General features: G+C 30.4%; 13 protein-coding genes and 1 riboswitch. Of the genes, 12 read left to right on the top strand and 1 reads right to left on the bottom strand.

Annotated elements, in window-relative coordinates:
- Positions 1-3 precede the first annotated feature (3 nt).
- From yhbH to CLFE_RS18840, 8 genes are all read left to right on the top strand, one after another.
- A complete protein-coding gene (gene yhbH, locus CLFE_RS18875) occupies positions 4-1,179 on the top strand; it encodes a sporulation protein YhbH (RefSeq protein WP_077893888.1) in 1,176 nt (391 codons plus the stop codon).
- Between the two features lie 5 nt (positions 1,180-1,184).
- A complete protein-coding gene (locus CLFE_RS18870) occupies positions 1,185-2,558 on the top strand; it encodes a SpoVR family protein (RefSeq protein WP_169850961.1) in 1,374 nt (457 codons plus the stop codon).
- 395 nt (positions 2,559-2,953) lie between these two features.
- Positions 2,954-3,922, top strand: a complete 969-nt coding sequence (gene cbiB, locus CLFE_RS18865) for an adenosylcobinamide-phosphate synthase CbiB (protein WP_077832385.1) — start codon at positions 2,954-2,956, stop codon at positions 3,920-3,922.
- Positions 3,923-4,179: 257 nt separating this feature from the next.
- On the top strand, positions 4,180-4,782 hold the full coding sequence (gene cbiE, locus CLFE_RS18860) for a precorrin-6y C5,15-methyltransferase (decarboxylating) subunit CbiE (protein ID WP_077893886.1): 603 nt from the start codon (positions 4,180-4,182) through the stop codon (positions 4,780-4,782).
- A 113-nt stretch (positions 4,783-4,895) separates the two neighbouring features.
- Positions 4,896-5,777 (top strand): response regulator, encoded by an 882-nt coding sequence (locus tag CLFE_RS18855; protein WP_077893885.1) that lies wholly within the window; start codon positions 4,896-4,898, stop codon positions 5,775-5,777.
- Positions 5,759-6,226: a chemotaxis protein CheX gene (locus CLFE_RS18850; protein ID WP_077832382.1), complete on the top strand. Its 468-nt coding sequence runs from the start codon at positions 5,759-5,761 to the stop codon at positions 6,224-6,226. The genes CLFE_RS18855 and CLFE_RS18850 overlap by 19 nt, the downstream gene beginning before the upstream one ends.
- Before the next feature lie 157 nt (positions 6,227-6,383).
- Entirely contained in the window at positions 6,384-6,812 is a 429-nt protein-coding gene (locus CLFE_RS18845; RefSeq protein WP_077893884.1) for a flavodoxin, read from the top strand.
- 15 nt (positions 6,813-6,827) lie between these two features.
- Positions 6,828-7,442, top strand: coding sequence for a DUF3793 family protein (locus CLFE_RS18840; protein ID WP_077893883.1), 615 nt, complete (start codon positions 6,828-6,830; stop codon positions 7,440-7,442).
- Between the two features lie 12 nt (positions 7,443-7,454).
- Here CLFE_RS18840 and CLFE_RS18835 read toward each other — a convergent pair whose 3' ends face one another.
- Positions 7,455-8,267 (bottom strand): biotin--[acetyl-CoA-carboxylase] ligase, encoded by an 813-nt coding sequence (locus CLFE_RS18835; RefSeq protein ID WP_077893882.1) that lies wholly within the window; start codon positions 8,265-8,267, stop codon positions 7,455-7,457.
- Positions 8,268-8,413: 146 nt separating this feature from the next.
- A riboswitch (FMN riboswitch) is annotated at positions 8,414-8,528 on the top strand.
- A gap of 96 nt (positions 8,529-8,624) precedes the next feature.
- Here CLFE_RS18835 and ribD point away from each other — a divergent pair.
- The 4 genes from ribD to ribH are packed head-to-tail and all read left to right on the top strand — an operon-like array spanning position 8,625 to position 12,077.
- Complete coding sequence (gene ribD / locus CLFE_RS18830) at positions 8,625-9,731, top strand: bifunctional diaminohydroxyphosphoribosylaminopyrimidine deaminase/5-amino-6-(5-phosphoribosylamino)uracil reductase RibD (RefSeq protein WP_077893881.1); 1,107 nt, start codon at positions 8,625-8,627, stop codon at positions 9,729-9,731.
- 6 nt (positions 9,732-9,737) lie between these two features.
- Positions 9,738-10,379: a riboflavin synthase gene (locus CLFE_RS18825; RefSeq protein ID WP_077893880.1), complete on the top strand. Its 642-nt coding sequence runs from the start codon at positions 9,738-9,740 to the stop codon at positions 10,377-10,379.
- A 10-nt stretch (positions 10,380-10,389) separates the two neighbouring features.
- Positions 10,390-11,589: a bifunctional 3,4-dihydroxy-2-butanone-4-phosphate synthase/GTP cyclohydrolase II gene (locus CLFE_RS18820; RefSeq protein WP_077893879.1), complete on the top strand. Its 1,200-nt coding sequence runs from the start codon at positions 10,390-10,392 to the stop codon at positions 11,587-11,589.
- 20 nt (positions 11,590-11,609) lie between these two features.
- Entirely contained in the window at positions 11,610-12,077 is a 468-nt protein-coding gene (ribH, locus tag CLFE_RS18815; protein ID WP_077852399.1) for a 6,7-dimethyl-8-ribityllumazine synthase, read from the top strand.
- Positions 12,078-12,114: the final 37 nt, after the last annotated feature.

Raw genomic sequence — 12,114 nt, 5'->3', positions numbered from 1 at the left:
AGTATGGCTATTTTTAGAGATTACAGTATCAATCCTACAGAACACGATAGAACTATAGGAGACAGAAGAAGGCATAAGGAGTTAGTTGAAAAAGCAATTAAAGATAATCTTGCGGATATAGTTTCAGAAGAGAGCATAATTGGGGAAAGTCATAATAAAAAAATTAAAATACCAATAAGGGGACTTAAGGAATACAAATTTGTTTATGGCAACAATAGTTCTTACGTTGGAAGTGGAAATGGTAATGAAAAAAAAGGAACTGTTATAGGGAAAGAGCAGATGGGAAGTTCGTCTAAAGGTAAAGGAAAGGGAGCAGGAAATAGTGAAGGGGAAGATGTTTATGAGACAGAAGTGACAATTGAAGAAGTTTTTAGCTATCTTCTTGAGGATCTTAATTTACCTAATTTAGACAAGAAAAAGTATTCTGAGATAGTTAATGATAGTTCAAAGAAAAAAGCAGGATATCAAAAATATGGTATTAGACCAAGGCTCGCTAAGAAAAGAACTGTTATAGAGAAAATAAAGAGAGAGCAGGCTAGAAAAAGGGCTATAAAGGAAGCAGGAAAAGAAGGTATAGTAGAAAGATTGCCTTTTAATGAAGAAGATTTAAGATACCACAGAATAAAAGAGAAACCTAAAAAAGAATGTAATGCAGCTATTCTCTGCATAATGGATTGTTCTGGTTCTATGGATAGTACTAAAAAATATCTTGCCCGTTCTTTCTTTTTTATATTATCAAGGTTTATAAGAATGAAGTATGTTAATGTTGAAATAGCTTTTGTATCACATTCTACAGTAGGACGTGAGGTTACGGAAACAGAGTTTTTTCACAAGGTAGAATCGGGAGGTACCTATATTTCAAGTGGATTAAATATGGCAATGGATATTATTAAAGAAAGATTTAATCCAGCAGCCTGGAATATTTATGGTTTTTATGTAAGTGATGGCGATAATTTTACTGAAGATGATGATAGGGCAATAAAATCAATGCAGAAGTTCTGTACTATAGCCAATATGATTGGTTATGCTGAGATTTTACCATATTCTTATTCAGGAACGATGAAATATAAATTTGATAATCATGTAGATGATAAAAACTTCATATCTTCGACCATAAGAAATAAAGAAGACTTATGGCCAGTGCTTAAAAAAATGCTCATAAAGGAATTAAAGGAGTGATAGATATGGGGGATTATACATTAAAAGAACTTGAAAATTGGAATGAAAAAATTGAAGCAAAGGTCAATGAAGTGGGACTTAATTACTACGAGCAGGAATTTGAAATTATAAGCTACAATGAAATGCTTGAGGCAGAAGCATATACAGGAATGCCTTCCAGGTATCCTCATTGGAGCTATGGAAAGGCATATGAAAAGCAAAAAACTTTATATGGATATGATCTTGTTGGACTTCCATATGAGATGGTTATAAATTCTAATCCTTGTATAGCATATTTGATGAAAGATAATACTCTCTTACTTCAAATTTTAACAATGGCACATGTTTATGGTCATAATGATTTTTTTAAGAATAACAGACTTTTCAAAGAGGGTACTGATGCAAATGAAACTGTAAACATGTTTAAGAATGATGCAGATACAATAAGAAGGTATATAGATAATCCTGCCATAGGAAATGAAAAAGTTGAAAACATTCTTGATGCTGCTCATGCAATTAGGTATCAAACAAAGAGGGTAATAGGAGAAAAAAGGCTTTCAAGTGAGGAAATAAGAAACAAAATAATAGAGGAGTTTAATTCTAGCTACAGACCCAAAAGTATAATTGAACCTTATGAAAAACCTAAGGAACCAGATCTTAGTAAAATACCCTTAGAACCAGAGGAAGATATTTTATATTTTATAGAAAAGTATGGTGGACTTGAGGATTGGAAAAAGAATGTTATAGATATTGTAAGAAGAGAAACAGCATATTTTATACCTCAAATTGAAAGTAAAATAATGAACGAGGGTTGGGCAAGTTTTTGGCACTATACAATACTTAATGAGCTTAATCTTGAAAGTGGACTTCACTTAGAGTTTTTAAAGAGGCATAATGATGTATTAGCTCCAAGTATGGGATCTCTAAATCCATATTATCTCGGTTTTAAAATATTAAAGGATATAGAAAAGAGATATGGGAGAGATAAAATTTTTGAGGTTAGAGCGGTTGAAAGAGATGAATCTTTTATAAGAAAATATCTCACTCGTGAATTGTGTGAAGAACTGAATTTATTTGAGTTTTCCAAAAAGAGGGGAGAGTATATAATAGATAACGTGGCAGATGAAGAAGGGTGGAAAAATATAAGAAATTCTATATGCAATGGATGCGGAATGAATGGAATACCTATAATAAGAGTTGTAGAATTGATTAAGAAAGATAATAATTTAGTACTTGAACAAATCTATGATGGAAGAGAACTAAACATGCAGTATGCTGAAGAAACTTTAAAGTATGTAGCTAATTTGTGGAGAGGAAAAGTTACTTTAAAGACAATTATTGCAGATAAAGAATACAAAATAGTCTGTGATGAAAATAAAAAAATTTGTGAAGTAAAGTAGGGGTATAGTTTTATGGAAAAAGTAGACGCCTTTTAGTCTGTTTTTTCCTATTTTTTATGTATAAAAATCAAGAAGAGGAGAAATTATATATAATGTAAGTCCTTAACTTGTATAACTTATATATAAAAATACTATTGACATAGCATCTAAATAATTATATCATATTAATATGATAATGAAAGTTATTATCAGTACAAACTTTAACTCTCTCAAATATTGGCTGTTACAAATATAATATTTATTTGTAACAGCTTTTTTCATAATAAGAAAATAATAAGTGCATTATATTTTACAATAAAGTATTTATATTACAATACTATTGCTATTATAGAACATTATAAGTTAAAATTAAAGGTATAAAGAAATTATAAATAACTAAAGTTGGGAGTTTATTAATGTTAGATATAGTAATAGCAGTTGTAATTGATTGGATTATTGGAGATCCTTATTGGTTTCCTCATCCAGTTATATATATAGGAAAATTGATAAAAATGCTAGATAAACTAGGGAGAAAGCTTTTTAAACAGAATAAGAAACTACGAATTTGGGGTGGTTTTATTGTAATAATAGTATGCAGCTTCAGTTTTCTTATTCCATTTACAATACTTGAGCTTACTAAAAAATACTATATATTACATCACATTATAAATATTTTAATTTTATGGACCACACTTGCAGCAAGAAGTTTGCATAAAGAAGGCGGTAAGGTATACACAGCACTTAAAAATAGAGATATAAAAGATGCACGGTTGAAGCTTTCATACATAGTAGGAAGGGAAACAGAAACGCTTTCAGAAAAAGAAGTAATAAGGGCAGACATAGAGACAATAGCTGAAAATTCCTCTGATGGTATAATTGCACCACTTTTTTTTGGAATTCTAGGAGGAGCACCGCTAGCAATGATGTATAAAGGCGTAAATACAATGGATTCTATGCTTGGGTACATTAATGAAAAGTATAAATATATAGGTTTTTTCCCTGCAAAAGTAGATGATGTGTTTAATTTTATACCCGCTAGAATAACAGGTTTCTTTATGTGTTTAATTTCACCTATAATCGGGGGAAATATATTTTATAGCTTTAAAATAATGTTTAGAGATAGAAAAAATCATAAAAGTCCTAATTGTGCTTATCCTGAAGCGGCGGCAGCGGCAGCTAATGGTATAATGCTTGGTGGCAATAATGTGTATTTTGGCGAAATAATGAAAAAACCTACTATAGGTGATGTGAAATATGAACTTGAAAAAAAACATATAAAAAGAACCATAATACTTATGTATGCTTCAGAGATTTTGTTTATAATTCTATATGTTCTGTATTATATAGTTCTATATATTTTTAAAATTAATACTAATATTTTATAATAAATGCTAAAATTAATATATATAATGGCATTAGGGTTAAATTTTAGCCAGGTATGTAACAATTTACCTCGAAAAGTTTTATATTCTCAAAAAAGCTTGAAAAAAATTATAAATAGGGCATATAGACAGTGAGAATTCAACCGATATATATGATACCTGGAGATTATTATAAAAAAATATATATTTATTGGATTAATGTACCAGAAAAGAGTGACAATATAGTATTATAAATAAAGACATAAAGGGAGAAAATAAATATGGTTTATATAGTTGGAATAGGTCCAGGAAATAGGAAATATATACTTCCTTTTGCAGAGGAAATCATAAATAAAAGTGATGTAATTATTGGTTTTCAAAGGGCAATTGAGAGTATAGAATACATTTGTGCTAAAAAAATCACAGTTAATTCAATGAAGGATATAATTTCCTTCATAAACTTAAATTTAGATATTAATATTTCAATTTTAGCTTCCGGTGATCCTTGCTTTTATAGCATATTAAATTACATACAAAAAAATTATGAACATAAAATCGAGGTAGTACCAGGAATAAGCTCATTTCAATATCTTATGGCTAAGCTTAAAAAATCATGGAGCGAAGCTTATGTTTCAAGTATACATGGTAGAAATGAAGATTTGATTGAAAAGATAAGAGAAAATAATGTCACAGTTTGGCTTACTGATAAACAAAATTCACCTAAGTATATTTGCAAATTATTAAAGCAAAATAAAGTAAAAGCAAATATATATGTTGGAGAAAATTTATCTTATGAGGATGAAAAGATAACAGCAGGAAATGTGGAAGAAATATTAAATATGGAATTTGGTAAATTATGTGTAGTAGTTATAGAAAGACATTGAAGTACTATAATAGTATTTTAATATATAACTTATATGGTTAATTTAGCATATAAGTCATGGTTAAGGGATATTATAATTATTAAAGAATTTATGGCAATTGGAGGGGATTTGTAATGAATAACATAAGGATAGTGATTGTAGATGATTCGCCATTTTCAATTTCTGTTTTATCTGGTATGCTTGAAAAAAATGGGTTCAACGTTGTTGGTAGCGCATCAAATCTAAAAGAGGTTAAAGAGGTTATAACAGAATTAAAACCAGATTTAGTAACTATGGATATGGTTTTAGCAGATACCGATGGTTTGGAGTGTACCAGGGTTGTACATGAAATAGATCCAAACATAAGAGTAATAGCTGTAAGTTCTATGATGGATGATGAGATTATAGCTCAAGCTAAAAAAACTAATATAAGTGCATATATACAAAAGCCAATTGATGAGGAAGAATTAGTATTGGCAATAAATAGAATATCTGCAAATGATGATTTATATCAGGAACTTAAAGAAAGATATTGCGATATTTTTAAGCAGGCATTTACTTTTTCCTTTAACAATTTTATAAAAGAAATTCCTAAATTTACTGATATTGAAAAAGAAGAACGTAAAATTGAGCATGTAGAGAATGGTATTTCTATAGTCATGGGTATTATTGGAAAATATTGTGGAAGGTTAATTATAACTTTAACTAATGAGACCGCTGGAAAGTTTGTTGAAAAAATATTAAAGAGACCAGCTAAAGATTCACAAGAAATATTAAATGTTGTAGCTGAGTTTGGTAATATAGTTGGTGGTAATGCTTGTTCTATGATAAATAGAGAGAATAAGTTGTTTGGAGTGAGAATAGCACCACCTACTACAATATATGGAGAATCTATCAATATATCGAGAAATAGTCTTGATGCAATGAGTTTTTTTACAGTTACATTTGCCGCTGGAGAAATAAATGTTAATATTGGGTTCAATAAGGGGGCAGTAGAATGGATGTCAAATATATAAATCCTTTTTTAAAATCATTTATGACTGTGATGCCGCAGCTGGGGTTGACTAATCTAAGGAGGGGAAAGGTTACTCTTAAGGATAGTTCAATTGAAAGCTCAGGTGTAATTATTATAATTGGTATTGTAGGAGATATTAAAGGTAATGTCATGTATTCAACGAGCGTAGACGCAGCTAAAAAAATTGCGTCTACAATGATGATGGGAATGCCTGTTACTGAACTAGATGAAATTTCTCAAAGTGCGGTTTCAGAACTTACCAACATGTTAACAGCCAATGCAGCTACAAATTTCGCAGAAGAGGGGTTAAATATAGATATATCAACTCCAGCTTTAATGTACGGAGAGTTTACTGCTAGTGCAAATTATAATAAAGTTATATGCATTGAGATGTATATAGATGATATGCCTTTTGAAATAAATGTTTCCTTAAATGTTATGCAAAAGTAAAAATATAAATATAGATGAACACCCTTATGATTAGCCGTATGCCCAATCATAAGGGTGTTTTGTAGTTGCAAAGAAATACGTATTGACAAAAGAGGAAAATTGGTATAAGATACAAATGAGATTGAAAATCAATATCATTTGTATAGGAGGAATAAAAATGTTAAATGTAAATATAATTTTTTGGTCTGGAACTGGGAATACTGAAATTATGGCCCAATTAATATCAGACGGTATTAAATCAGCAGGAGGAGAGGTAGAGTTACTTTCTGTAAGTGATGCAAGTATAGATAAGGTTAAAGCTTCAGATATAGTTGTGCTTGGCTCACCTGCAATGGGAGATGAAGTAATAGAAGAAGCAGAAATGGATCCGTTTATAGAGTCTATTTCTGAAGAGATAAAAGGAAAGAAAGTAGCGTTATTTGGTTCATACGGTTGGGGAGATGGAAAGTTTATGCGAGATTGGGTAGAGCGTATGGAGGGATATGGCGCTAAAGTATTAAATGATGGATTAATAATTCAAGATGCACCTGAAGGAGAGTCAAAAGATCAGTGCATAGAATTTGGAAAAAAACTTTTAGAAAATTAAGTGAGGAGTAGAAAGATGGTAGAACTTTCATATAGCTTTATAGATTTTATTAAAGGAGTTACAGGAAAAAAGTATATGGTGAATTTGATAACATATTCTATAGCACCAGTTATGTTTAAGCAAAAACCATCTTCTATAATTACTATATCTAATGAGTATAAAGGGATGTATGATTTATGGAAAGCTTATGGGGAAGAATATTTAAAATATATAGATTTAGATACCTTTGAAATTAAAAGGGAAAAAGATTCTTTAATACTTTTGTTTTATGATAAAGAGTTATTGAATAAAACTCTTTATCATAAAACAAACATGAAGTTTTTAACTAGATTTGGTTATAATTACAAAATGAATTTAGATGAAATTCTTGAGTTTTTAAAAGAAAGATATAAACAGACTCTTTGTCCACATGAACTGGGGATATTTTTAGGTATTCCAGTTGAAGATGTTGAGGGATTTATAAAATGTAATGGTGAAAACTGTTTATATTGTGGATATTGGAAGGTTTATAAAAATAAAGAAAGAGCTTTAGATACATTTAAAAAATATGATGAATCAAGAATAAAGGCAATTAAATTATTAAGTGAAAACATTGAATTAAGTCAAGTTAAAAATATTTTCACTCAATAGTTTATTTAGAAACTAGTAAAACTTGTTGAGAGTTACTTCGCCCGAAATTAAATTTTCATAACTCCCATCTTTGAAGGCTACAACTAATTCTCCAGCATTACTTATATCAATTACCTTAGCTGATTGTGTAGAATCTTTTTTGGTAACGGCAATTTCCCTTCCTATAAGAGCTGAATTTTTTTTACATATGCTAAGAAAAGCATCAGGATTTTGTGTATTTAAAAAATTATTATACATAGTTTCAAAGTCATTTAAAATACTTGAAAGAATAGCTTCGCGAGAAAGTTCTTTATTTAATTCTATTTTTAAGGAAGTTGCCTTTTTTGTTATTTCAGGTGAAAAATCTTCAGGAGCTTGATTTATGTTTATTCCAATGCCTAAAATTATGTTTGGTTCATTATACAGGTCTTCTGATAATTCAGCTAATATTCCAATGAGTTTTTTACCATTTAAAAGTATGTCATTTGGCCATTTAATAAGGCTATTTATATTATTTTTGTTAAAAGAATATGTTATAGAAGCTGCAGCTAATTGTGTTATCAAAGGAAATAACTTTTTTTCTATAGTTGGTTTTAATATAAGAGACATCCATAACCCCTTATATTTTGGTGAATTCCATACTCTATCAGAAAATCTGCATTTCCCAAAAGTTTGCTCTTCTGCAATTACAAGAGTTCCATTATAGTCAGAGTTTTTTATAATTCGTTTTGCCTCTAAATTAGTTGAATCTACAGTATCTAAAAGTAGTATGTTTCTTCCAATATATTTTGTTGTAAGGCTTGAATTTATTTTATTTATATCTAGAAAATTTTCTGTATTATTCATGAATTTGCCTCCTAGAATTAGGATATATTATAGTTGAATTTAAGTGTAAAAGAGATTATATATACCTCTTTCTATGAATTATAGCATATTTGTAGGGTATTGACATAAAAATTTGTAAGTAGTATACTAAAGAAAATTAAATAAGGAACATCCTTCAGGGATGGGTGAAATTCCCAATCGGCGGTAAAGCCCGCGAGCCATTTGGCAGATTCGGTTAAATTCCGAAGCCGACAGTTAAAGTCTGGATGAAAGAAGGAAGCGTATTTTAAGTACGCAGATTTTGGATGTAAATCCCTGGAGAATTATCTTTCTTTAGGGATTTTTTTGTTTGCCGGCAAATCCTATTAAATAAGGGAGATGTTTAAATTGAATGAAGCTTTTATGAAAAGAGCTTTAGATATTGCAAAAAAAGGTAGTGGATATGTAAATCCTAATCCTATGGTTGGGGCAGTTATAGTTAAGGACAATAAAATAATTGGAGAAGGGTACCATGAGAAGTTTGGTGGAAATCATGCTGAAGTAAATGCTTTAAAAATGGCAGGAGACGAAGCTAAGGGTGCTGAACTGTATGTTACTTTAGAACCCTGCTCTCATTACGGAAAAACGCCACCTTGTGCGCTTGCAGTTGTCAAAGCAGGTATAAAAAAAGTTATAATAGCAATGGAAGATCCTAATCCTTTAGTTAGTTCAAGAGGTATAAAAATATTAAGGGATAATGGCATAGATGTTGTTACTGGAATTATGAAAGAAGAAGCTGAGAAGCTAAATGAAGTTTTTATAAAGTATATAAAGACTAAGAAACCATTTGTAGTTATGAAGACAGCTTGCACGTTGGATGGTAAAATATGCACAGTGTCGGGAGAAAACAGGTGGATAAGTGGAGAAGCTTCAAGGAGATATGTGCATTATTTGAGAAGTAAGTATATGGGGATAATGGTTGGAGTAGATACAGCTATTTTAGATAATCCACTTCTTACAACAAGAGTTGATAATAAAAAATTAAGGAGTCCTACAGCGATAATCGTTGATTCTAAGCTTAGAGTACCATTTAAGCTTAAAATTTTTGGTACACTCTCTGAAAGAAAGATTATCCTTGCAACTACCGAACTAGCAGAGGATGATAAGGTATCTAAATTTAAAGATATGGGGGTTACAATTATAAAAACTCCTGATAAAAATGGGCGTGTAGATTTAACTTATTTAATGAATGAGTTAGGTGACATGGGAGTGGATAGTATTTTACTTGAGGGTGGCAGTAAATTGAATTTTTCTTGTTTAAAGGAAAGAATTGTAGATAAAGTAAATTATTTTGTTGCTCCAATAATTGTAGGAGGGGAAAAAAGCAAGGGAACAGTTGGTGGAGATGGAATTGATCATTTGGTTGATGCTATAAAGATATTTGATTTTCATTCAGAAAAGATAGGACAAGACATTTTAATAACTGGATATGTGAATAGGAGGTGATGCAGCTTGTTTACTGGTCTTGTAGAAGAAGTAGGAGAAATAAAAAGTATAAAAAAATATGGGAATTCAATACGTTTTGCTATAAAGGCATCAAACATAATGGAAGAGGTTAAAATTGGTGACAGCATAGCAGTAAATGGAGTATGTCTTACAATTACAGATTGTACTAGGGCAGAATTTGATGTTATGAAAGAAACGTATAAGGTGACTAATTTAAAAGATTTAGCAGTTGGAGGCAAGGTTAATCTCGAGAGAGCATTAGCATTAGGAGATAGATTTGGTGGTCATATAGTAACAGGGCATGTGGATGGTATAGGTATTATAGATAATATAAAAAAAGATGAAATAGCCATTGAGTACAAAATAAAAGCAGACAAAGAAATCTTAAGCGAGCTTATATATAAAGGATCAGTAGCTATAGACGGAGTTAGTCTAACCTTAGGAGAAGTCACAGAAAAATATTTTAAATTTTATCTTATTCCACATACTCAGGAGAAGACAATATTAACTGAAAAAAGTATAGGGGATAAGGTAAATATTGAGTGTGATATTGTTGGAAAGTATATTCGAAATATTATAAATATAAAAAATATTTCTACAAATAATTGTATGACAAAAGAATTTTTAAAAGAAAATGGATTTTATTAGGAGTGATATTATGAGTTTTAAATTTAGTAGTATAGAAGAGGCTATTCTAGATATAAAGCAAGGGAAAATGGTAATAGTTGTAGATGATGAGGATAGAGAAAATGAAGGAGATTTGGTTGCAGCTGGTGCCAATATAACAGGAGAAACAATAAATTATATGGCTAAATATGCAAGAGGACTAATTTGTACACCGATGGACTCAGAAAGTATGGAGAGGCTTAATATAAATACTATGGTAGATAAAAATACAGAGTACTTTGGTACAGATTTTGGAGTGTCAGTAGATGCAGCAAGTACTAGAACAGGAATTTCAGCTTATGAAAGAGCAGAAACAATAAGAAAGCTAGCAGAAAAGAAATCTACAGAGGAGGACTTTGTAAAGCCAGGACATACTTTTCCTTTAAGAGCTAAAAAGAATGGTGTTTTAGACAGAAATGGGCATACAGAAGCAACAGTTGATTTGGTTAAACTTGCAGGCTTTAATCCTCCGGTTGGTGTGTGCTGTGAAATTATGAATGAAGATGGTACTATGGCAAGATTACCACAGCTTATGGAGTTTTCAAAGAAGAATAATATAAAAATAATAACTATTGAAAAGTTAATTGAGTATAGAAAAAAAAATGAAGTGCTTATAAAAAGAGAGGCAGAGGCAAAGCTTCCTACGAAATATGGAGAATTTAAGATAATTGGATATAAAAATTTAACAGATAATAAAGAAAATATAGCCATAATAAAGGGAGATGTAACTTTAGAGAAGGAGGTACTTGTTCGAGTACATTCTAAATGTCTTACAGGGGATGTATTTGGGTCTTTAAGATGTGATTGTGGCGAGCAACTAGCAAAATCGCTTAAAGCAATAGAAAAGCAGGGAGTAGGAGTTGTACTTTATTTAGATCAAGAGGGAAGAGATATAGGATTATTAAATAAATTAAAAGCTTATGAACTTCAAGAAAAAGGACTTGATACAGTAGAGGCAAATATAAAGCTAGGATTTAATCCTGATTTAAGAGAATATTGGGAGGCAGCAGAAATATTAAAGGATTTGGGTATAAAAAGTGTAAAATTAATGACTAATAACCCAGAAAAAATAAATGAGTTAAAGAAGTATGGAATTGATGTTACTAAAAGAGTTCCTATAAGTACAAGACCTATTAAAGAGAATGAATTTTATTTGAATACTAAAAAAGAAAAAATGGGACATTTAATTTAAATTTTAAGGAGAGTGTAAAAATGAAAATATATGAAGGTAAATTAGTAAGTGAAAATTTAAAGTTTGCAATAGTAGCAGGAAGATTTAACGAATTTATAGTGTCAAAATTAGTATCAGGAGCAATGGATGCACTGAAAAGACATGGTGCTAAGGAAGAAGATATTGAACTTGCATATGCACCTGGAGCCTTTGAAATACCTTTGATATCACAAAAATTAGCTGAAAGTGGCAAATATGATGCTGTAATTTGCTTAGGTGCAGTTATAAGGGGAGCCACTCCACATTTTGATTATGTATCTTCAGAGGTTTCAAAGGGAGTAGCACAAACTTCACTTAAAACAGGATGTCCTGTAATATTTGGAGTTCTTACAACAGATAGTATTGAACAAGCAGTAGAAAGAGCTGGAACAAAGTCAGGTAATAAAGGTTTTGATGCAGCAGTCACAGCAATTGAAATGGCAAATTTAATTAAGAATATCGAAAAATAAAATACAAGCTATACTTTGTATCCATACACTTTTCAAA

Source organism: Clostridium felsineum DSM 794, from assembly GCF_002006355.2.
Taxonomy (GTDB): Bacteria; Bacillota; Clostridia; order Clostridiales; family Clostridiaceae; genus Clostridium_S; species Clostridium_S felsineum.
Note: the sequence above shows the minus strand (reverse complement) of the source record. Positions and strands in the feature narration are given on the sequence as shown.

Excerpts from the sequence above, each read along its gene's own strand:
- yhbH (WP_077893888.1), top strand. The coding sequence starts at position 4 with ATGGCTATTTTTAGAGATTACAGTATCAATCCTACAGAACACGATAGA.
- CLFE_RS18870 (WP_169850961.1), top strand. The coding sequence starts at position 1,185 with ATGGGGGATTATACATTAAAAGAACTTGAAAATTGGAATGAAAAAATT.
- cbiB (WP_077832385.1), top strand. The coding sequence starts at position 2,954 with ATGTTAGATATAGTAATAGCAGTTGTAATTGATTGGATTATTGGAGAT.
- cbiE (WP_077893886.1), top strand. The coding sequence starts at position 4,180 with ATGGTTTATATAGTTGGAATAGGTCCAGGAAATAGGAAATATATACTT.
- CLFE_RS18855 (WP_077893885.1), top strand. The coding sequence starts at position 4,896 with ATGAATAACATAAGGATAGTGATTGTAGATGATTCGCCATTTTCAATT.
- CLFE_RS18850 (WP_077832382.1), top strand. The coding sequence starts at position 5,759 with ATGGATGTCAAATATATAAATCCTTTTTTAAAATCATTTATGACTGTG.
- CLFE_RS18845 (WP_077893884.1), top strand. The coding sequence starts at position 6,384 with ATGTTAAATGTAAATATAATTTTTTGGTCTGGAACTGGGAATACTGAA.
- CLFE_RS18840 (WP_077893883.1), top strand. The coding sequence starts at position 6,828 with ATGGTAGAACTTTCATATAGCTTTATAGATTTTATTAAAGGAGTTACA.
- CLFE_RS18835 (WP_077893882.1), bottom strand. The coding sequence starts at position 8,267 with ATGAATAATACAGAAAATTTTCTAGATATAAATAAAATAAATTCAAGC.
- ribD (WP_077893881.1), top strand. The coding sequence starts at position 8,625 with ATGTTTAAATTGAATGAAGCTTTTATGAAAAGAGCTTTAGATATTGCA.
- CLFE_RS18820 (WP_077893879.1), top strand. The coding sequence starts at position 10,390 with ATGAGTTTTAAATTTAGTAGTATAGAAGAGGCTATTCTAGATATAAAG.
- ribH (WP_077852399.1), top strand. The coding sequence starts at position 11,610 with ATGAAAATATATGAAGGTAAATTAGTAAGTGAAAATTTAAAGTTTGCA.